Raw genomic sequence first — 19,376 nt, forward strand, 5'->3', positions numbered from 1 at the left:
CATGTGCGGCATCGTCGGCATCATCGGCAAGCAGGACGTGGCGGGACAACTGGTCGAGGGCCTGAAGCGGCTGGAATATCGCGGCTATGATTCGGCGGGCATCGCCACTCTGGTCGATGGAGCCATCGAACGTCGGCGCGCCCAGGGTAAGCTGGTCAATCTTGAAGCGCTGTTGAAGGACAAGCCGCTGGGCGGCGCGATCGGCATCGGGCACACGCGCTGGGCCACGCATGGCGTGCCCAACGAAATCAACGCGCATCCGCACGCCACTGCGCGCGTGGCCGTGGTCCATAACGGCATCATCGAAAATTATCAGGAATTGAAGGCAGAACTGGCCGCCAAGGGCCACAGTTTCGCCAGCCAGACCGACACCGAAGTCGTGGTGCATCTGATCGACGCCTATTTGCAGGAAGGCAAATCGCCCGAAGACGCCACCCAGCAAGCCTTGCGGCGTCTGGACGGCGCATTTGCGCTGGGCATCATTTTCGCCAACCGGCCCGATATCCTGATTGCGGCCAGGCGCGGCAGTCCGCTGGCCATCGGCCATGGCGATGGCGAGATGTATCTGGGGTCGGACGCTTTGGCCCTGGCGCCTCTCACGCGCAGGCTGACCTATCTGGAAGAGGGCGACTGGGCGGTGCTGACCCGTCAGGGTGCTGCCATACGCGATGCCGACGGCAATCTCGTGGAACGGCCGACCAAGATCACGCAATTGTCGGGCGCTCTGATCGGCAAGGGCGAGCATCGCCATTACATGATGAAGGAAATCTGCGAACAGCCGCAGGTGATCAGCGACACGATCCAGTCCTATTACAATCCCGAAGACCGAACGGTGACGCTGCCCGTTTTTCCCTTCGATTTGCAATCGGTCGAGCGCATCACCATCGTGGCTTGCGGCACCTCGTATTATGCTGGGTTGGTGGGGAGATATTGGTTCGAGCAATTGGCCCGCCTGTCGGTCGATGTCGATATCGCCAGCGAATTCCGCTATCGCCATCCGGTGATGAAGAAGGGACAGTTGGCCATCTTCATATCGCAGTCGGGCGAGACCGCCGACACGCTGGCCGCCCTTCGTCTGTGCAAGCAAGAAGGCGTGCATACGCTGGCCGTGGTCAATGTGGGCGAAAGCACAATGGCCAGAGAGGCCGACGCCATGGTGATGACCTTGGCCGGACCCGAGATCGGCGTCGCTTCGACCAAGGCCTTCACGGCCCAATTATCGGTGCTGGCCTGTCTGGCGCTGGGCATGGGGCGCGCCTTGGGTCGTTTGTCCTTGGAGGCTGAAGCCAAGCATGTGGCCGCTCTGGTCAGCGTGCCGTCCAGGGTGGCCGACGTGCTGGCCAGCGACGCGCATATCAAGGAGATCGCTTCAAAGGTGGCCGAGGCCAAGGACGCCATCTATATCGGGCGCGGCACCGGCTTTCCCATCGCGCTCGAGGGGGCGCTGAAGCTGAAGGAGATCAGCTACATTCATGCCGAGGGCTATGCGGCGGGCGAGTTGAAACATGGGCCGATAGCGCTTTTGGACGAGGATATGCCGGTGATCGCCATCGCGCCCAGCGACGATCTGTTCGACAAGACGGCCAGCAATATCGAAGAAGTGATCGCTAGGGGCGCCAAGGTGCTGCTGTTTACCGACGGCTTGGGCGCCAAGCGGTTGGCCGCCAAGGCCTGGGCGACCATCGAACTGCCCCAGGTCGATTCCTTCGTGGCCCCGCTTCTCTATGCCGTTCCCGTGCAATTGCTGGCCTATCATGTGGCGGTGGCCAAGGGCACAGACGTCGATCAGCCCAGGAACTTGGCGAAAAGCGTCACTGTCGAGTGAACCGCAACGCCTTCTTCATCAAAGTGGGCAGGGCCAATCCCTCCAACTGATCGGGTTTTACCCAGAAGCAGCCGGGCGTCAGCCGGGTGGCGAAGCCGGTCATCACCACCAGTTCCAAGGCGAAATGGGTGAAGACATGCTTGACCCGGCCAGCCTTGTGCCAGCCGCTGCCAGCCGGCGCATACGCCATCGCCTCGTTTTCCGTCCAGGCCAAGGCGCGCCAATCCGTGCCCGGCAATTCCAGCATGCCGCCCAGCAGTCCCTTCTCGGGGCGTTTTCGCAAAAGAATGGCGCCGTCTGATTTGCGCTCGGCATAAAAGACCACGCCGTGGCGGCTGGGCCTCGCCGCACGCTTTTCGCGCAAGGGCAGGTTTTGCGAAATCCCCTTGCGAAGGCCAAGGCAGTCTTGGCTGATCGGGCAAGCCTGGCAGGCGGGCTTTTGGGGCGTGCAAACGGTTGCCCCCAGATCCATCAGGGCCTGCGCCAGATCGCCGGGTCTTTTTGCCACCGCCAGCGATTGCGCCAGTTCCCCCAGTTGCGGCTTGGCCTGGGGCAGGGGCGTTTCGATGGCGAACAGGCGGGCGGTCACGCGCTCGATATTGCCGTCCAGCGGCACGGCGTTGACGTCAAAGGCGATGGCTGCGATGGCCCGCGCCGTATAGGGTCCGATGCCGGGAAGCTGTTGCAGCGCTTCAATGGTTTCGGGAAAACGCCCGCCTCTCGCGCCAGCAACGACTTTCGCGCATTCATGCAGTTTCCTGGCCCGGGCGTAATAGCCAAGCCCCGCCCATTGGGCCAGCACGTCATCCAAAGGGGCTGCGGCCAGATCGCCAATAGTCGGCCAGCGGGCCAGGAACCGGTCGAAATAGCCCAGAACCGTGGGCACCGTGGTCTGCTGCAGCATGACCTCGCTTAACCATATCCGGTAAGGATCGGTATTGGCCCGCCAGGGCAGGTCGCGCCTGTTGGCGTCGTACCAGGCCAGAAGCGGGCGCATGTCGGGATGGTGGCGGCGGGGCATGGACACCGTTATCCTGTGCGGCATGAGCGATGACAAGCCCGATATTGAAACGCCCAAGCCGCGCGGCCCCACCACGACCTATGAATTGAAGTCGGTGGCGGGGATCGCCCTGAAGGCCGCCCGCCCGGCGCTGGGCCGCCAGGGCTTCGCCGAGGCCGAGCTGCTGGCCCGCTGGGACGCCATCGCCGGGCCGCAATTGGCCGAACATACATTGCCCATCAAGGTGATCCCGGCCAAACGGGGTGATGGAAAAAACGAAACCGGCGGCGTTTTGCACTTGAAGGTCGATTCCGGTCCGGCGGCCATGATGCTGACCTATATGGAGCCGCAGGTTCTAGAGCGCGTGAATTCCTATTTTGGATGGCGGGCCGTGGACCGGCTGAAACTGATCCAGGGACCATTGCCGGGCAAGCCCGCCCGCAAACTGCCCGTCCACCGCCCGCTCTCGAAAGAGGAAGAGGCCAAGCTGGCCGTGATGCTCGATAAAGTCTCCGATCCTGATCTCAGGGCGGCGCTTTTGAATCTGGGTCGGGCGGTGGTGGGGGAGAGTTAGGCTGCCCTTGGCGTCACTTCACGCTCGATATTCGGCTTCAAGGTCGTTTTGGCAACCTCCAGATCGTAATGGCTTTGCAGATTGATCCAGAATTCCGCGTTGGTGCCGAAATAGCGGGCCAGGCGCAGCGCGGTGTCGGTGGTGATGGCGCGCCTTCCCAAGACGATGTCGTTCAGGCGGGAGCGTGGCACTCTAAGGTCGTTGGCCAACGCATAGACGCTCAATCCCATCGGTTCCAGAAAATCGGCGGCTAGAATTTCTCCCGGCGGCGCGGGGGCAAAGCGGCGGCCTGTGGCGACGCTGGCCGGCTTGCGCTTCGTCGCAAGCATGGCAACTACTCTGCTGCTGTTGCAGGCGTCGGCGCAGGTGGTGCTGGAGGCGGCGGCGGCTTGAACAGGAACTTGTTGATGTCGACCTCGTCGATCTGTTCGGGGCGCAGGAATCTTTCGGCGTAGGTTTTCCAGACTCCCGACGTCAGGAACAGGTTGAACAGGTCGGGATCGACATGTTTGTCCTTGCACATAAAGCCCATGATTTTCAGGCTTTCCGACAGCGTCTTGGGCGGTTTGTAGGGCCGGTCGGCCGCTGTCAGGGCTTCGAAGATGTCGGCAATCGCCATGATGCGCTCGGGCACCGTCATGCCTTCGCGCAGCAGGCTGCGCGGATAGCCGGTTCCATCCATCTTTTCGTGGTGATTGCCCGCCAGATCGGGCACCCGCTTCAGGTTCTTGGGGAAGGGCAGGGCGCGCAGCATCAAGATGGTCTGCACGATATGGTCGTTGATGTGGTAGCGGTCCTCGTTGGTCAGCGTGCCCCGGGCGATGGACAGATTGTAGATTTCGCCCAGATTGAGGTGCAGGTCGGGGCGCTTGAGTGTGAATTCCTCCATGCCGACGGCCAGATGGTTCACGATCTCGTGCGGGATCTTGTGTTCATCGCGGTCGGCCAGCAGATATTCGGTCACCGGCGGCTTGGGCCGGTTGGGCGGCAGGCGTCGCAATTCGGCGATCGATTGCCCCAATTCGTCGTCGAGCGAGCGCACCCAGGTGCGGGCGCCGATCTTCTTTAGGCGCTCGACCTTCTCGGGGGCCATGAATTCGCCGCCGACATTGCATTCGGCCACGAAGGCGTAATCGTCGTCCAACTGCGCCAGTTCGGTATCAAGGTCTTCGCGCAGTTCGGCGTCGCTTTTCTCTCCCTTGATGCGCGCTTCCAGGTAATGGATCACGGCGTCGCGCTTCAAAACCTCGAAGCGGGTGCGAACTTCGTGGATGCGGTTGTAGATGGTTTCCAGCTTGGTCGCCTTGTCGACGATGTATTCAGGCGTCGTCACCTTGCCGCAATCATGCAGGCCGGCGGCAACTTCAAGCTCGTACCATTCGTCGGCGTTCAGGTTGAAATCGGCGTACTGGCCCTCGGTTTCGTCGCAGGCCGCCTTGGCCAGCATTTTCGTCAATTCCGGCACGCGCAAGCAGTGGCCGCCGGTATAGGGCGATTTGGCGTCGATCGCGGTGGCGATCACTTTGATGAAGCTGTTGAACAGTTTGACCTGGGCGTCGATCAGCGAGCGGTTGTCCAAGGCGACGGCGGCCTGGCTGGCCAGCGCCTCGATCAAGGGCACGATGTCGGGCGAAAAATCGACCACTTCGCCGCTGTCGGCCCTGGCATTGATCAATTGCAGGACGCCGATTACTTCGTTGTTGCGGTTTTTCAGCGGCACCGTCAGGAAGGATTTGGAACGATAGTTGTTGCCCGCGTCGAATTTGCGCGTGCCCGAAAAATCGAAATCCTTGCTTTCATAGGCGTCGGGGATGTTGATGGTCTGCCCGGTCAGCGCCACCAGCGAGGAGACGTTGTTCTGATTGGGAGAGCCGTCATCCAGATACAGCTTGACCGGCGGGAAGGGGATGGGCTTGCCGGTGGTGCCGCCCATGGCCACGCCCAGCGTGTCGTTGCGCATGATGGCGAAGGACAGGCTTTTGCCGTCTTCCAGCATCAGATACAGCGTGCCGCCGTCGGCGTTGCAGAAATTCTTGGCCTCGACCAGGATATTTTCCAGCAAGCGGTTGTAGTCGCGCTCGGCCGAGAGCGCGATGCCAATGTCGATCAGCCGCTTGAAGCGGGATTCGCGGTCGTCTCCAGGCATGGGTATTGTGTTGTTGTTCATCGGACCCCCATGGCTTTAGAGTACCTGTCTTCTGGTTGAAAGAAAAGTCAAAGCTGGTCAAAAAGCTCTATAATTCAACATGTAGTAATCCTTGGGGGCCTTGCCAATGTTCGAAAGCCTGCGCGATTTCATGGCCCATCTCGAGGCCAGGGGGCAAATGGTCCGGGTAACGGCCCCGGTCTCGCCCCATCTTGAGATGACCGAAATCCAAACCCGTCTTTTGGCCCAGGGCGGTCCGGCCGTTCTGTTCGAACATGTGGTGGGACCAGAGGGCAAGCGCTACCCCTATCCAGTCTTGGTCAATCTATTCGGCACCAAGGAGCGGGTTGCCCTGGGCATGGGCCGCAAGGTCGAAGAATTGCGGGCCGTTGGCGAAACCCTGGCCTATTTGAAACAGCCCGAGCCGCCGGGCGGCCTGAAGGACGCCTGGGAAAAATTGCCGCTGCTCAAGACCGTGCTGGCCATGAAGCCCGCCACCGTGTCGAAGGCTCCTTGCCAGGAAGTTGTGCTGACCGGCGATCAGATCGACCTGGGGGCGCTGCCCATCCAAACCTGCTGGCCGGGCGAACCGGCGCCGCTGATCACCTGGCCTTTGGTCATCACCCAGGGGCCGGGCGACGACAAGCGCGACGCCGCCAATGTCGGCATCTACCGCATGCAGGTGGCGGGGAAGAATCAGACTATCATGCGTTGGTTGCCACATCGTGGGGGGGCGCAACATTTCGCGCGCTGGAAGGCGGCGGGACGAACCGATCCCTTCCCGGTGGCGGTGGCCATCGGCGCCGATCCCGGCACCATCCTGGCCGCCGTGACGCCGGTGCCCGATACGCTGTCGGAATATCAGTTCGCTGGCCTGTTGCGCGGCAAGAAGGTGGAACTGGTCAAGGCCAAGACGGTGCCCCTGATGGTGCCTGCCTGTGCCGAGATCATCCTGGAAGGCCATATCGACTTGTCGGCCACCTTGCCCGAAGGGCCGTATGGCGACCACACCGGCTATTACAACAATGTCGAATCCTTTCCGGTCTTCACGCTGTCGGCCATCACCATGCGCAAAGACCCGATTTACCTGTCCACCTTCACCGGTCGTCCACCCGACGAACCCAGCGTTCTGGGCGAGGCCTTGAACGAAGTGTTCATCCCGCTGTTGCAGCAGCAGTTCCCCGAGATCGTCGATTTCTGGCTGCCGCCCGAAGCCTGCTCGTACCGCATGGCCGTGGTCTCGATCAAGAAGGCCTATCCCGGCCACGCCAAGCGGGTGATGATGGGCGTGTGGTCGTTCCTGCGCCAGTTCGTCTACACGAAATTCGTGGTGGTGGTCGATGACGACATCGATTGCCGAAGCTGGGACGATGTGATCTGGGCGATCAGCACCCGCATGGATCCGGTGCGCGACCTGACATTGATCGAACATACCCCTATCGATTATCTCGATTTCGCCAGCCCCGATTCCGGCCTGGGCGGCAAGATGGGGCTGGACGCCACCAGCAAAATCCCCCCCGAAACTAAACGTGAATGGGGACGTGTGATCCGCATGGAGCAAGACGTAATCGACCGGGTAAGCAAGCGTTGGGACGAATTGGGCCTGCCGGGGCTTGGGAAAGCGATTTGGAAGCCCTAAGCCGCCTTGCATCCCGTCCCCGAATCGCTTTAAGACAGGGCAGCCCCACCCTTGATCGAGAGCTTTTCCCATGGCCGTTGTCGCCCGCACCCCCGAACAGAAACAGGCTGGCCTGACCGTTGCCCGTATCCTGCTGGAGATCAAGGCGATCAATTTCCGCCCCGAGGACCCCTATAAGCTGACCAGCGGCTGGGCCAGCCCGGTCTATATCGACTGCCGCAAGGTGATTTCCTATCCCTTGGCCCGGCGCAAGATCACCGAACTGGCCGCCGCCGCCGTCGAGCGCGAAGTGGGTTTTGCTGGCCTTGAAGCGGTGGCGGGCGGCGAGACGGCGGGCATTCCTTATGCCGCATGGCTGGCCGACAAATTGAACCTGCCCATGCTGTATGTGCGCAAGAAGCCCAAAGGGTTCGGGCGCAACGCCCAGATCGAAGGCACGTTCGAGGAAGGTGACCGGGTGCTGCTGGTGGAAGATCTGGCTTCCGACGGCGCCAGCAAGGTCACTTTCTGCAAGGCCATCCGCGAGGCGGGCGGCAAGATCGACCATTCGCTAGTCGTGTTCTTCTATGGCGTCTTTCCCGGAGCGCTCAAGAATCTCGAGGAGATGGGTCTTAACCTGCACTATCTCGCCAATTGGTGGGATGTGCTGGAAGTGGCCGAACACGCCCAGAGCTTCGACAAGAAGACGCTGGATCAGGTGCGCGCCTTCCTCTACGACCCGGTGGGCTGGTCAACCGCCCATGGCGGCAAGGGAAGCGATTAATTTTCCTTCTTTGGCGTCCAGCTAAGCGCGTTGGCATCGCCCTGATTGCACATTTCGGCCAGGATGGCGGCCGACACGCGTTCCGGCATCACGCCGTTGATGGTGACAAGGCCTGAACGCGCCAAGCGCCAGCCTGCCGAGACGCAGGCCTTGTTGGGAATGCCCGCCACCGTCACCGAAGGCGGGCTGCCATGGTCGGAAAAAATCATGCCGCCAAAGACATTTGTCGCCGGGGCCGCCGAAATGGCCGTGTCCTCAATCTGCTGGACCAGGGCTTCGGGGGTCGGCTTGGCGGGGCCGCTGGAGCGCATTGCAAAGAAGACGCCGCCAATGCCCAGAATGGTCGCTGCCAGCAAAGTATAAACAAGCCAATGGCTTTTTTTCTTCACGGCCGGGGGATGGGGGTGCGCCTTGTGGGGCGGCTCGGCATGCGGATGCGCGGGTGGATGATGGGCCGCGGGATGTCCGGTGGGGTGCTGAGCGGTCGCGGGCCTGGGGGCGGGCTTTTGATGCCCCCTGGGGTCGGACTGCATATGGTGCAAGCTGGTCGTAACGGCCATGACACTCCCTCCTGGAGATCGTTAGCCTTTATATTCATTATATGATTGAAATTTACTTAATTCAACCTTTCAAAAATAAATACTACACACAATTTTATGCAAATTAGATACAAATGCCGTTTCTTATTCTTTGCGTTAACATATATCAAGTAATTCGAAGAATGATTACGTCACGTCGTCGTCATTCTTATTGTGGGTATTGGCGTCATTCAGTCGGCGTCGAACGCTTTCCGGCGCGTTCTTCTCGGGGCTGGCAAAGCGGAAGCGGCCATGCATGATGCAGCCTTTCATGCCCGGCGAACATTCCTTGCCTTTTACTTTGTCGCACATGCCCTTGGTTTCGTGCGGGCAACCCCAGCCGGACATCTGATTTTGCTCCTCAAGCCAGATCGCCGATATTTGCGATGTGGACCGGATCGTGATCGGGAAAGCGGGCGACGATATCCAGCTCGCCGCCCATGCCTTCGATGACGCGACGCAATGTCGAAACCAGCATATCGGCCCGCCGCTCGATGCGCGAGATTTCGTCCTGCCCGACGCCAAGTTCCTTGGCCAGTTCGTCTTGTGTCAGCGACAAAGCCTTGCGGATTTCACGAAGCGAATATTCTTCCTCGATCAATCGGGCGGTTTCGCGCTTGATGGCTGCCTTGCGCTTGGGCGGCAAGGTGACCAAGACTTCGTTCAATGTCCGTCCCATGGTTATTTGTCCTTTTTCAAACAGGCCAGATGGCGGTCGAAACGCATATCCGCCTTGGCGATCAGGTCGGCGTAAAATCGGCGTTCGTCGGCCCCTGCCTTGTCGCCCGCTACAAGCAGGATGGCTTCGCGCACAGGGTCGAAAGCGAAGGCGACTCGCCATACCCCGCCATCGGCGTCGAAGCGCAACTCCTTCATGTTGGCGTGGCGCGAGGCCTTCAACGTATCGACCCGAGGTCGTCCAAGCGAAGGCCCAAACTCTGCCAGAAGACCGAACACCGCCATGGCCTTGTCCTGCACGCCATCCGGCAGGGCCATCCATTCGGTTTCAAATTCGTCGGCAAAGCGAACCGTCCAGGGCATGATGGATTATGGCATTAAAGTCATATGGTGTCGAGGGCATTATTATTGTGAGGCGACATGTTGTGGATAAAATCTATCGTGCGCTATATTGCGTTTATCTCTCGCTTGATTTGCATTCGGACCCTATTATAACGGAGAAATATTTCAGCTTGAATTTTCCTGCTTAAACAATGAGAGATCATACAATGGTATGCTCAATTCATTCGCTGAAAAGGCGATGCCAGATAGTTTGCGAGAACAAACCTCAGCTATCGACAAAAGATCAGCTGCGCGGTCTCTTGTTGATGCAAACAAGGCTAATCGACTTGGCTTTGCATAAAATCACTTCTGTTGAAGGAGGTGGCTCTAAAGAGCTAACTAGCACAGTTCGCGTCGCGTCCATGTTGCTGCAAGCCATCGGCGTATCCGTCCATAGCCTAGTGAAGTTAACCGCCACTCTTGACATGGGTATTCGCGACTGTTTTGGCATTGCGCGCTCAATCTCGGAGGGCTGTTTGAACATTGCATACATCCTTGCAGAAGGAGAAGACGCCGCTAACAAGGCAATAAGACATGCTTTTCAGAAAAACTACCGTGACCTGAAACGAGAGGGTGAATTCGGTGGGTTCCGTTTCTTGGTTGGAGTTGCGGGTGAGATTCCAAGTCCTGCATCAGTTCCAGGCCTTGAGGATTCACTAAAAGAATTCAGTGACAAAAAAGGGAGGGGTAAAGGATGGACCGAGAAAAGTGTGGAGGATCGCCTAAGTTCTGTTCGCAACCGATTTGGGCGTAAGGGTATCGGTTTATTTGGTGCAGTTCTGTCGATCTACCGTCACTCTTCTGAGATCCTCCATGGGTCTTTCTCAGGAGTAAGCTATTTTTGGACCGGTGGGGACTCGCTGCCAAAGAATAGGGAGGAGGTTGATGCCTTATTTCTCAGTCACTTCATCTCTGTGTTTGGCGCCGCATTTTCTGCCATCAGCGATGTGCTTGATGTCATAGCTGCCGAGTATAACTTGCCTGAACTGAAGCGAGCGAATGCTGAGCAGCTTAACCTCTTAGAAAATATCATCACAAGTGACGAATTAGACGCAGCCTTGTCTCGGAAAGGAAAGGCCTTACATCCTATAGCCAAGTTGGCATACAGCTAACATCTACACAAGTTTCTCTGCAAGTAGCTTTTCGGAACTCATATATCTTGTATCAATATTAGAGCTTCCAGCCAGTACAGAAAGCATATGGTTAACCTATGGGGGCCAAATGAGAAATGTTGTTTTCAGTTTATGGCAGTCTGATCTTGATGCCGTAGAGCGCTGGAAGCTTCAGTCGCGACATCCACGCCTATCAGTAGAGTCAGGTCCTGAATTGTGAATTGAACAATATTTTGTCACTATCCAACGCTGTTCAGAAATATCTTTAATGCCCCAAAATCTGCCCCAGGAACTGGCGGGCGCGTTCGGTTTTGGGGGCGGCGAAAAACTCGGCAGGCGGGGCTGATTCCACGATCTGGCCCTCGGCCATGAAGATCATCTGATCGGCCACCGTGCGGGCGAATCCCATTTCATGGGTGACGCAGACCATGGTCATGCCCTCATGCGCCAGTTCCACCATCACATCCAGCACTTCCTTGATCATCTCGGGGTCCAGGGCGCTGGTGGGTTCGTCGAACAGCATCACCTTGGGCTTCATGCAAAGCGCCCTGGCGATGGCCACGCGCTGCTGCTGGCCGCCCGAAAGCTGGCCGGGATATTTCGCGGCCTGTTCGGGAATGCGCACGCGTTCCAGGTAATACATCGCCGTTTCCGTTGCTTCCTTCATCGGCGTGTTCTTGACCCAGTTGGGCGCCAGGGTCAGGTTTTCCAGTACCGTCAGATGCGGGAACAGATTGAAACTTTGAAAGACCATGCCGACGTCCTTGCGGATACGTTCTATCTGGCGCACGTCGCCGGTCAGCTCGGTCCCGTCAACCAGGATGCGGCCCTTCTGATGTTCCTCCAGCCGGTTGATGCAGCGGATGACGGTCGATTTGCCGGAACCAGAAGGCCCGCACACCACCACCTTCTCGCCTTTGCCCACGCGCATAGACACGTCCTTCAGCACATGGAAGGCGCCGAACCATTTGTTGACGTGATCGAGTTCGATAACGGGATCGCTCATGCGTCTTATCTCCGGGTGCCTGCGTTCAGCCGCCGTTCCAGATACTGGCTGTAGCGCGACATGAAATAGCAGAACAGAAAATAGATGAAGGCGGCGAAGACGTAGCTTTCGATGTAGAAGGGCCGCCACAAAGGATCGGCCAGCGCCGTCTTGGCGGTGGTCAACAGGTCGTACAGCCCGATGATGATGACCAGCGACGTGTCCTTAAAGCAACTGATGAACTGATTGACGATGGGCGGAATCACCAGCCTTAGGGCTTGGGGCAGAATGATCAGGCGCGTCTTTTGCCAATAGCCCAGGCCCAAGGCGTCGGCGGCTTCGTACTGGCCCTTGGGCAGGGCTTGCAGCCCGCCGCGCACCGCTTCGGCCAGATAGGCCGCCGTGAACAGCATGATGCCCAACTGCGCGCGCAGCAGCTTGTCGATGGTCAGCCCTTCGGGCAGGAACAGAGGAAACATGATCGAGGCCATGAACAGCACCGACACCAGGGGCACGCCGCGCACGGTTTCGATATAGCCGATGCAGATGGCGCGGATGGCGGGCATGTCCGAACGCCGCCCCAGCGCCAGCAGCACGGCCAACGGAAAGGCCAGCACGATGCCCAGTGTCGCCAAAATCAGGGTCAGCGGCAGGCCGCCCCATTTGTCGTTGGGCACGAAGGTCAGGCCCAGCCAGCCGCCCCACATCAGCACGCCGCAAACCGGCAGGACGAGGCCCCATACGTAAAGGATTTTCACGTTCCACAGCCTGGGATCGCAAGAAGCGGCCAGGGCGGCAATGAACAATCCCATGGCCAGCAAGGGGCGCCAATGTTCATCGTAGGGATAAAGGCCAAACAGGATGAAGCGGTGCTTGACCTCGATGAAGGACCAGCAAGCGCCGCCCGCGTCGCGGCAAGCCTGGGGATCGGCCCCCAGGAAAGTGGCTTTCAATAGCAGCCAATCAAGCAGCGGCGGCACGGTCCAGACCAAAACGGTTACCGAAAGAACGGTCAGAATCGTGTTGGGAATGTTGCTGAACAGATTGTCGCGCGCCCAGCCCAGGGCCGAAAAGGCGTTGCGCCGGTGGATGTGCAACTCGGCCTGCGACGGCTCCTCGACATGCGAGGCGATTTCCGTGGCGGTTTTCGGATCATGGCTGGCAAGGTCGCTCATCTGCCCACCAGCGCGGTTTTCTTGTCGTACCAGCTCATGAAGGCCGAGATGGCCAGCGACACCGCCAGATAGACGGCCATCAGAAGGGCGACCCCCTCGATCGCTTGGCCGGTCTGGTTGATGGTGGTGTTGGAAACGCTGACCAGATCGGGATAGCCGATGGCGACCGCCAGCGAGGAATTCTTGGTCAGGTTCAGATATTGGCTGGTCAGCGGCGGGATGATGACCCGCAAGGCCTGCGGCATCACGACAAGGCGCAGCACTTGGCCGCGCTTCAATCCCAGGGCCAGCGCGGCCTCGGTCTGGCCCGGCGCCACCGCCAGAATGCCCGAACGCACGATCTCGGCGATGAACGAGGCCGTGTACAGGGTCAGCCCGGTCAAAAGGGCCACGAATTCCGGGCTGACCGAATGGCCGCCCTCGAAATTGAAGCCCTGCAATTCGGGCGCGTTCATCTGCGTGGGCGCGCCCAGGGCTATCCAGGCCAGCAGAGGCAGGCCAAGGATCAAACCGATGCCCGCCCGGATGGTGGGAAAGATTTTACCGGTCAGGGCTTGGCGGCGCTTGGCCCAGCGGACCAGCAAAAAGGTACCAGCCATGCCCAGGAACAGGGCGGCCAGCACCAGCCATTCCACGCCGCCCCAGTCGGGGGTGGGGAACTTCAAGCCGCGATTGGACAGGTAGACGTCGGGCAATGGATTAAGGGCTTGGTTCGGCCCCGGCAATCCTTCGGTGATCAGCGCGTACCAGAACAACAATTGCAGCAGCACGGGAATGTTGCGCAGCGTTTCGACATAGAAGCTGGCCAAGCGGGCCACCAGCCAGTTGCCGGAAAGTCTGGCGACGCCGATCACCGTGCCGATCATGGTGGAGAGAATCACGCCCAGCACGGCCACGATCACGGTATTGAGCAGGCCGACCAGAATGGCCTTGGCGTAGCTGTCGGCAGGGTCGAAAGGAATGGGGCTTTCGCCGATGGCGAAACCCGACTCGCGGGTCAGGAAGCCGAAGCCGGTGGCGATGTTGCGCGCCGCCAGATTGTCCAGGGTGTTGGAGATCAGATACCAAGCGGCCAGCACCACGGCGCCCACGACCAGAATCTGGTACAGGATGGCGCGAATGGCCCGGTCGTTCCACCAGGGCGTTTTAGGGGCGTCTTGGCTCATGACCAATCTTCGAAGAAAAACCGCCGCCCGGTTGGCCGGGCGGCGGGGACGTTCTTAGCGGATGGGCAGGGCGTAGATCAAGCCGCCCTTGTTCCATTGCGCGTTGAGGCCGCGGGGCAGTTTCAGTTTTGAATTCGCCCCCACGTTGCGCTCATAGCTTTCGCCATAATTGCCAACCTGCTTGACGACCTGATAGGCCCAGTCCTCATTGACGCCCAGGGCCTTGCCCAGGCCGGGCGTTTCGCCCAGCAGACGCTTGATGGTGGGATCGGTCTTGCCCTTGAAACTGTCAATATTGGCGCTGGTGATGCCTTTTTCTTCAGCTTCGAAGGTGGCGTAGACCACCCATTTGACCAGATCGAACCATTGGTCGTCGCCATGGCGCACCGCCGTGGCGAAGGGTTCTTTCGAGATCAGTTCGGGCAGAATGACATAGTCGTCGGGGTTCGACGCCTGGGCCGAACGGATCGAGGCCAACTGCGAGGCGTCCGAGGTGATGGCGTCGCAACGGCCAGCGAAGAAGGCCGCCGCCAGTTCATCTTGCTTTTCGATTACCACCGGCTTGAAGCTCATCTTGTTGGCGCGGAAGTAATCGGTCAGGTTCAACTCGGTCGTGGTGCCCGGCAACACGCAGACAGTGGCGCCGTTCAACTGCTTGGCGTTGTTCACTTTCAGCTTCTTGGGGACCAGGAAGCCCTGGCCGTCGTAGAAGTTGGTCGGGCCGAAATTCATGCCCAGTTCGGTGTCGCGCTGGCTGGTGATGGTGGTGTTGCGCGACAGCATGTCGATTTCGCCCGATTGCAGCGCGGTAAAACGCTGCTGGGTGGTCAGCGGCACATATTTGACCTTGGTGGAGTCGCCGAACATGGCGGCGGCCACCGAACGGCAGACATCGACGTCAAGCCCGGCCCAGTTGCCCTTGTCGTCGGGGGCGCCGAAGCCAGCCAAGCCGGTATGAACGCCGCAATTCAAGCTGCCGCGCGCCTTGACGGCGTCGAAGGTTGTCCCGGCAAAGGCCGGAGCTGCCAAGGTCGCGCTGGTGACGGTGGCAAGGATGGCCCATAGCGATAAACGTTTCATTTGATATCTCCCGGTTTCCTATGATGTCGAGGACAAGCTCAGCGGGGGCCTTGAGCGAAGCAAGGCCCCGGTAAGTTATCGGGTGTTGTTCTAGAATTTAGGCGATGACAGTCTTTCCGCCAAGCCCCTAACTCCATTATGAATATTACGTAAAACTTATAAACGCGATGGGATCATTATTTTAGTGCGGGGGAACAATTTTTCTGCACAATTCAAAACCAAGGATGAACAGTTTCCTGAAATGTGGCCGCCAAAGAGCCGCCGGGGGCAATCACGCTTGTTGGGAGATCTTCAGCTATGACCATCAAACAGACCTTTTCTTTGGTCTTTGGGCTTTTGTTTGCCTTGATGGCAGGCACAGGCATTCTGACTGCCAGCCTGTTCGTGACGCAGACCGAACACATCCACGAGATGGTGCACTCTGCCAACGAAGTGACGGGCAAGGACTTGCCTTTGGTCAAGGCCATCAAGGATATCAAGATGGATGCCGCCCAGGTGTCGCTCTGGCTGACGGATATTTCGGCCACTCGGGGACAGGATGGGCTGGACGACGGCTATAAGGAAGCCGAAGCCGCCGCCCAGAGCTTCGAAAAGAACGTCGCCGCAGCCAAGGTCCTGGCCCAAGAATTGGGGCTGACGGGCGTTGTGTCCTCGCTCGATCAGGTGAGGGCGGATTTCCTGCCTTTTTATGACTTCGGCAAGAAGATGGCTGCCGCCTACGTCGAAAAGGGGCCACCCGGCGGCAACAAGATGATGGAGGATTTCGACGCCGTGGCGGAGAAACTGAGCGGCAGCCTGGACAAGCTGATCGAGGAAGTCGACGCCAATACGGAAAAAGCCTCCAAGGATTTGCAGGAAGCCGGCGAGACGCTGGCCAGTTCCGCCAACACCATGGCGATCAGCATAGGGCTGGCGGGCGGCGTGGTCGTTTGCGTGCTGGTGCTGGCCCTCGTTCTGCTGAACAAGCGCCTGCTGGGACCGATGCTCGATTTGACGGAAGTGATGGGCAAGATGGCCGACGGCAATCTTGAACTGACCGTACCTTGCGTTGGGCGAAGCGACGAAACAGGGAAGATGGCCAGCGCGGTTGAAATCTTCAGGGTTAGCGGACAGAAACTGCGCCAGGTGCAGGCGGCGTCCGAGGCGGAATCAAGGCGCAACCAGCGCAAGCTGCAAAGCCAGTTGCTGGCCTTGAACCATGCCTTGGAAGAGGAAGTGAGCAAAACGGTCGAGGTGGTGCTGACGGCGGCGCAATCCATGCGCGGTTCCGCCGACAATATGAGCAGCGCCATCGACGCGGTGCAGCGCCAGTCGGAAACGGCGGCGGCGGCGTCGGAACAGGCCACCGGCAGCGTGAACGCCGTGGCGGCGGCGGCGGAAGAACTGTCCAGTTCGGTCCAAGAAATCAGCCGACAGGTCAGCCAATCGACCAGCATCGCCCATTCAGCCGAGGATGAAGCCTCGCGCGCCACCGGCATGGTGCAAAGCCTGGCCAAGTCGGCGGAAAGCGTCGGCGAGGTGGTGCATCTGATCAACGACATCGCCAGCCAAACGAATCTGCTGGCCTTGAACGCCACGATTGAGGCGGCCAGGGCGGGCGATGCGGGTAAAGGCTTCGCGGTGGTGGCCAACGAGGTCAAAAGCCTCGCCAACCAGACCGCCAAGGCCACCGACGAGATTTCCGGGCAGATCACGGCCATCCAGCAGGCGACCCAGGACGCCGTGTCGGCCATCGAAGGCATCGCCAAGACGATCAGCCAGATGAACGCCATCGCGGCGGGCATCGCGTCGGCGGTGGAGGAGCAAAGTGCCGCCACCCAGGAAATCGCCCGTTCGGCATCGCAAGCGGCTGGGGGAACGCAGGAAGCCTCGTCGAACATTTCCGAAGTCTCCCGCTCCAGCGTCGAAACAAGCTCCATCGCGGGCGAGTTGAAATCCTCGGCGGTTCAGGTCAATGACCGCATCGTCGGCATGCAACAATCGATGGCCGACATCATGCGTTCCAGCTCTGAAGACAACAAGCGCTTGAATGAACGCCACACGATCAACCTGCCCGCCACGGCCGTCTGCGATGGCCGCGAGATCAGTTGCCTGCTGCACGATCTCTCGCTCTCCGGGGCCGGGGTGCTGGACCGGGCGCTGGAAGGGGTTAAGCGTGGCGCCGTCCTGTCGGTCAAGCTGGCCGGGCTTGGCGAGTTCTCGGGGCAGGTCATGGCCTTGACGCCGACGTCGACCCATATCAGTCTGGAGATTGAGGAAGCCAGCCTTTCCAAGGTCGAGCAATTCATTCAAAGCCGCAAAAAGGCCGCTTAACAGGCCGCCGCTCAAGCAGGAGGATTTATCGTGAAATACGAAATCAAGGAAGACGGCGGGCGAAGCGCCTTGGTGTTGCGCGAGCAGATGACCTATGCCGACCGGCAAGCCTTCGACGGTCTGGTGCCGGGCTTGGTCAAACAAGGAAAGGCCATTGTCATCGACATGGCCGGGCTTGAATATATGGACTCGGCAGGTCTTGGCATGTTGCTGACCCTGCGCGATCAGGCCGACAAGGCCCGCGTGAAGGTCAGCATCCGCTCGGCCCAGGGCGATGTGAAGGAGTTGTTGCGCTTGTCTTGCTTCGACACGCTCTTCGCCTTCGAATAGGTCCGGCGCATGGGGGGGAAATTGCCAGGGCTGATCAAGGTCTTTTCCAGGGGGATCGGCCTTAAGATTCTGCTGTCCTTTCTGCCGCCGGTGGCGGTGGCCTGGGCGTTTTTCTTGCTCTACCTCTACATGGTCGAGCAGTACAGCCCCCACCTGTTCCTGCCTGCCATGGCCCTTGGCCTGGCAGGCATCGTTATCGGCAGCGTCATCGTTCTGGCCCTGGTCGTCACCACCGTACCCGCCATCCGCCGCCTGATCGACATCACCAACGACTTGGCGGAAGGCAGCTTGTCCGCCGACATTCCCTTCCAGGCGCGCAAGGACGAAATCGGCGAACTGGCCCGTTCGTTGAACGTCTTCAAGGACAATGCGCGCCGTTTGCGCCTGCTGCAGGTCAAGGAAGAGGCCGAGGGGCGGCGCAATCAGCGCAAGCTGCAAAGCCAATGGCTGGCCCTCAATCACGCCTTGGAGGCGGAAATATCCGCCTCGGTGAAGGGCGTGCTTGAAACGGCGCAGGAGATGATCGGCAGCACCCAGGCGGTCAGCCAGTCGGTGACCACCGTCGAGGCCTGCGCCCAGGAGGCGAAGGATGCTTGCGAGCAGGCGCGCCGCAATGTGGAAGGGCTGTCCGGCGCGGTTGGAGAACTGAGCGGCTCGGTGCAAGAAATCCGCGAACAGGCGGGCCATTCGACGGCCATCGCCCGCAAGGCCGAGGAGGAAGCCGGGCGGGCCGGACATTTGGTCGAGAATTTGGCCGGAGCGGCCCAAAGCGTCGGCGAGGTGGTGGATCTGATCAGCAGCATCGCCGCGCAAACCAATCTGTTGGCGCTGAACGCCACTATCGAGGCCGCGCGGGCGGGCGAGGCGGGCAAGGGGTTTGCCGTGGTGGCGGGAGAAGTGAAATCGCTGGCCAATCAGACGGCCACGGCGACCGAGGACATCTCGCTTCAGGTTGGACGGATTCAGCAAGCCACCCAGGAAGCCGTGGCGGCGATTGGCGGCATCGGCCAGATCATCGGCGAGGTCAATGCCATCGCCGGCAACATTGCCGCCGCCGTCGGTCGCCAGGAAGCGGCCAGCCGCGAGATTGCCGACAGTTCGAGGCAAACCGCCGAAGGCACGCATGCCGTGTTCGACAATATCGTAAGGGCCGCGGATTTCTCGCAAGATGCGGGAACGCTTGCCGCCAGCGTCAGCCAAGCCCTGGGCGACGTCAATTCGCGTCTTGTGTCGATGAATGGCAGCTTTCAGGAAATCATGCGGGCCGGATCGGGCGAAAACCGCCGCATGAACGAGCGCCATACGGTGAATGTTGCCGCCCTGATCAGCAATGGCGATGGGCGCAAGCCTTGCCTGCTTCACGAAATATCGCTTTCGGGCGCCGCCGTTCTTGATCGGGCGATAGAAAATGCGTGTCCTTCGATGGCAATCGGTTTAGAATTGCCAAGCCTTCCGCCATTGCAAGGCATTGTGGTGGCCGTTACGGGGCAGGGTGTGCATGTCGGTCTGGAAATCGGCGATGACGAACTGCCGCTTCTGGAGCGTTTCGTCCAGAAATTCAAACCGGCCGCATAAGCAAACGGGCCGGACAAACAGGGGGTACGCATTGCTGATCGACAATCGGAGCGTTT

19 protein-coding genes are annotated in these 19,376 nt (G+C 59.7%); 8 read left to right on the forward strand and 11 right to left on the reverse strand.

Annotated elements, in window-relative coordinates; translation table 11 throughout:
• Nucleotide 1 precedes the first annotated feature (1 nt).
• Nucleotides 2–1,825 carry a glutamine--fructose-6-phosphate transaminase (isomerizing) gene (gene glmS, locus HQL44_08515; protein MBF0268622.1) on the forward strand — a complete coding sequence of 608 codons (1,824 nt, stop codon included), beginning with the start codon at nt 2–4 and terminating at the stop codon, nt 1,823–1,825.
• Here the strand turns inward: glmS and mutY are convergent.
• Nucleotides 1,812–2,846: an A/G-specific adenine glycosylase gene (gene mutY / locus HQL44_08520; protein ID MBF0268623.1), complete on the reverse strand. Its 1,035-nt coding sequence runs from the start codon at nt 2,844–2,846 to the stop codon at nt 1,812–1,814. The genes glmS and mutY overlap by 14 nt on opposite strands.
• 22 nt (nt 2,847–2,868) lie before the next feature.
• On the opposite strand from mutY, the gene HQL44_08525 reads away from it, so the two are divergent.
• Nucleotides 2,869–3,399 carry a DUF721 domain-containing protein gene (locus HQL44_08525; GenBank protein MBF0268624.1) on the forward strand — a complete coding sequence of 177 codons (531 nt, stop codon included), beginning with the start codon at nt 2,869–2,871 and terminating at the stop codon, nt 3,397–3,399.
• On the opposite strand, the gene HQL44_08530 is transcribed toward HQL44_08525, so the two are convergent.
• Nucleotides 3,396–3,728 carry a HigA family addiction module antidote protein gene (locus HQL44_08530; GenBank protein MBF0268625.1) on the reverse strand — a complete coding sequence of 111 codons (333 nt, stop codon included), beginning with the start codon at nt 3,726–3,728 and terminating at the stop codon, nt 3,396–3,398. The genes HQL44_08525 and HQL44_08530 overlap by 4 nt on opposite strands.
• Nucleotides 3,729–3,733: 5 nt before the next feature.
• On the reverse strand, nt 3,734–5,545 hold the full coding sequence (locus tag HQL44_08535) for a GAF domain-containing protein (protein ID MBF0268626.1): 1,812 nt from the start codon (nt 5,543–5,545) through the stop codon (nt 3,734–3,736).
• 121 nt (nt 5,546–5,666) lie between these two features.
• On the opposite strand from HQL44_08535, the gene HQL44_08540 reads away from it, so the two are divergent.
• A complete protein-coding gene (locus HQL44_08540; protein ID MBF0268627.1) occupies nt 5,667–7,184 on the forward strand; it encodes a UbiD family decarboxylase in 1,518 nt (505 codons plus the stop codon).
• A 70-nt stretch (nt 7,185–7,254) separates the two neighbouring features.
• On the forward strand, nt 7,255–7,947 hold the full coding sequence (locus tag HQL44_08545) for an orotate phosphoribosyltransferase (protein ID MBF0268628.1): 693 nt from the start codon (nt 7,255–7,257) through the stop codon (nt 7,945–7,947).
• Here HQL44_08545 and HQL44_08550 read toward each other — a convergent pair.
• The 4 genes from HQL44_08550 to HQL44_08565 form a co-directional block, all read right to left on the reverse strand.
• Nucleotides 7,944–8,507 (reverse strand): hypothetical protein, encoded by a 564-nt coding sequence (locus HQL44_08550; GenBank protein ID MBF0268629.1) that lies wholly within the window; start codon nt 8,505–8,507, stop codon nt 7,944–7,946. The genes HQL44_08545 and HQL44_08550 overlap by 4 nt on opposite strands.
• Before the next feature lie 165 nt (nt 8,508–8,672).
• The gene (locus HQL44_08555) at nt 8,673–8,873 is read right to left on the reverse strand and encodes a hypothetical protein (protein ID MBF0268630.1); all 201 of its coding nucleotides are present in this window, start codon (nt 8,871–8,873) and stop codon (nt 8,673–8,675) included.
• A gap of 13 nt (nt 8,874–8,886) precedes the next feature.
• Entirely contained in the window at nt 8,887–9,204 is a 318-nt protein-coding gene (locus tag HQL44_08560; protein MBF0268631.1) for a helix-turn-helix transcriptional regulator, read from the reverse strand.
• Between the two features lie 2 nt (nt 9,205–9,206).
• Nucleotides 9,207–9,566, reverse strand: coding sequence for a type II toxin-antitoxin system RelE/ParE family toxin (locus HQL44_08565; GenBank protein ID MBF0268632.1), 360 nt, complete (start codon nt 9,564–9,566; stop codon nt 9,207–9,209).
• Between the two features lie 305 nt (nt 9,567–9,871).
• On the opposite strand from HQL44_08565, the gene HQL44_08570 reads away from it, so the two are divergent.
• On the forward strand, nt 9,872–10,696 hold the full coding sequence (locus HQL44_08570) for a hypothetical protein (GenBank protein MBF0268633.1): 825 nt from the start codon (nt 9,872–9,874) through the stop codon (nt 10,694–10,696).
• Nucleotides 10,697–10,961: 265 nt separating this feature from the next.
• On the opposite strand, the gene HQL44_08575 is transcribed toward HQL44_08570, so the two are convergent.
• From HQL44_08575 to HQL44_08590, 4 genes are read right to left on the reverse strand one after another with little or no spacing between them, the layout of a single operon-like run.
• Nucleotides 10,962–11,702 carry an amino acid ABC transporter ATP-binding protein gene (locus tag HQL44_08575; GenBank protein MBF0268634.1) on the reverse strand — a complete coding sequence of 247 codons (741 nt, stop codon included), beginning with the start codon at nt 11,700–11,702 and terminating at the stop codon, nt 10,962–10,964.
• Nucleotides 11,703–11,707: 5 nt separating this feature from the next.
• Nucleotides 11,708–12,856, reverse strand: a complete 1,149-nt coding sequence (locus tag HQL44_08580) for an amino acid ABC transporter permease (GenBank protein ID MBF0268635.1) — start codon at nt 12,854–12,856, stop codon at nt 11,708–11,710.
• Complete coding sequence (locus HQL44_08585) at nt 12,853–14,022, reverse strand: amino acid ABC transporter permease (GenBank protein ID MBF0268636.1); 1,170 nt, start codon at nt 14,020–14,022, stop codon at nt 12,853–12,855. Before HQL44_08585 ends, HQL44_08580 begins: the two co-directional genes overlap by 4 nt.
• 54 nt (nt 14,023–14,076) lie before the next feature.
• A complete protein-coding gene (locus tag HQL44_08590; GenBank protein MBF0268637.1) occupies nt 14,077–15,102 on the reverse strand; it encodes an amino acid ABC transporter substrate-binding protein in 1,026 nt (341 codons plus the stop codon).
• Between the two features lie 297 nt (nt 15,103–15,399).
• Between HQL44_08590 and HQL44_08595 the strand changes: the two genes are divergently transcribed.
• The 3 genes from HQL44_08595 to HQL44_08605 are packed head-to-tail and all read left to right on the forward strand — an operon-like array spanning nt 15,400 to nt 19,320.
• Nucleotides 15,400–17,415, forward strand: a complete 2,016-nt coding sequence (locus HQL44_08595; protein ID MBF0268638.1) for a HAMP domain-containing protein — start codon at nt 15,400–15,402, stop codon at nt 17,413–17,415.
• 30 nt (nt 17,416–17,445) lie between these two features.
• Complete coding sequence (locus tag HQL44_08600) at nt 17,446–17,745, forward strand: STAS domain-containing protein (GenBank protein MBF0268639.1); 300 nt, start codon at nt 17,446–17,448, stop codon at nt 17,743–17,745.
• A 9-nt stretch (nt 17,746–17,754) separates the two neighbouring features.
• Nucleotides 17,755–19,320: a HAMP domain-containing protein gene (locus HQL44_08605; GenBank protein ID MBF0268640.1), complete on the forward strand. Its 1,566-nt coding sequence runs from the start codon at nt 17,755–17,757 to the stop codon at nt 19,318–19,320.
• The last annotated feature ends 56 nt before the right edge of the window (nt 19,321–19,376 follow it).

The sequence above is a fragment of the Alphaproteobacteria bacterium genome, from assembly GCA_015231795.1.
In the GTDB taxonomy this organism is placed as follows: domain Bacteria; phylum Pseudomonadota; class Alphaproteobacteria; order Rhodospirillales; family WMHbin7; genus WMHbin7.

What these genes read in the sequence shown, in the direction of transcription:
- glmS (MBF0268622.1), top strand. Translation starts at nt 2, where the DNA reads ATGTGCGGCATCGTCGGCATCATCGGCAAGCAGGACGTGGCGGGACAA.
- mutY (MBF0268623.1), bottom strand. Translation starts at nt 2,846, where the DNA reads ATGCCCCGCCGCCACCATCCCGACATGCGCCCGCTTCTGGCCTGGTAC.
- HQL44_08525 (MBF0268624.1), top strand. Translation starts at nt 2,869, where the DNA reads ATGAGCGATGACAAGCCCGATATTGAAACGCCCAAGCCGCGCGGCCCC.
- HQL44_08530 (MBF0268625.1), bottom strand. Translation starts at nt 3,728, where the DNA reads ATGCTTGCGACGAAGCGCAAGCCGGCCAGCGTCGCCACAGGCCGCCGC.
- HQL44_08535 (MBF0268626.1), bottom strand. Translation starts at nt 5,545, where the DNA reads ATGCCTGGAGACGACCGCGAATCCCGCTTCAAGCGGCTGATCGACATT.
- HQL44_08545 (MBF0268628.1), top strand. Translation starts at nt 7,255, where the DNA reads ATGGCCGTTGTCGCCCGCACCCCCGAACAGAAACAGGCTGGCCTGACC.
- HQL44_08550 (MBF0268629.1), bottom strand. Translation starts at nt 8,507, where the DNA reads ATGGCCGTTACGACCAGCTTGCACCATATGCAGTCCGACCCCAGGGGG.
- HQL44_08555 (MBF0268630.1), bottom strand. Translation starts at nt 8,873, where the DNA reads ATGTCCGGCTGGGGTTGCCCGCACGAAACCAAGGGCATGTGCGACAAA.
- HQL44_08560 (MBF0268631.1), bottom strand. Translation starts at nt 9,204, where the DNA reads ATGGGACGGACATTGAACGAAGTCTTGGTCACCTTGCCGCCCAAGCGC.
- HQL44_08565 (MBF0268632.1), bottom strand. Translation starts at nt 9,566, where the DNA reads ATGCCCTGGACGGTTCGCTTTGCCGACGAATTTGAAACCGAATGGATG.
- HQL44_08575 (MBF0268634.1), bottom strand. Translation starts at nt 11,702, where the DNA reads ATGAGCGATCCCGTTATCGAACTCGATCACGTCAACAAATGGTTCGGC.
- HQL44_08580 (MBF0268635.1), bottom strand. Translation starts at nt 12,856, where the DNA reads ATGAGCGACCTTGCCAGCCATGATCCGAAAACCGCCACGGAAATCGCC.
- HQL44_08585 (MBF0268636.1), bottom strand. Translation starts at nt 14,022, where the DNA reads ATGAGCCAAGACGCCCCTAAAACGCCCTGGTGGAACGACCGGGCCATT.
- HQL44_08590 (MBF0268637.1), bottom strand. Translation starts at nt 15,102, where the DNA reads ATGAAACGTTTATCGCTATGGGCCATCCTTGCCACCGTCACCAGCGCG.
- HQL44_08595 (MBF0268638.1), top strand. Translation starts at nt 15,400, where the DNA reads ATGACCATCAAACAGACCTTTTCTTTGGTCTTTGGGCTTTTGTTTGCC.
- HQL44_08605 (MBF0268640.1), top strand. Translation starts at nt 17,755, where the DNA reads ATGGGGGGGAAATTGCCAGGGCTGATCAAGGTCTTTTCCAGGGGGATC.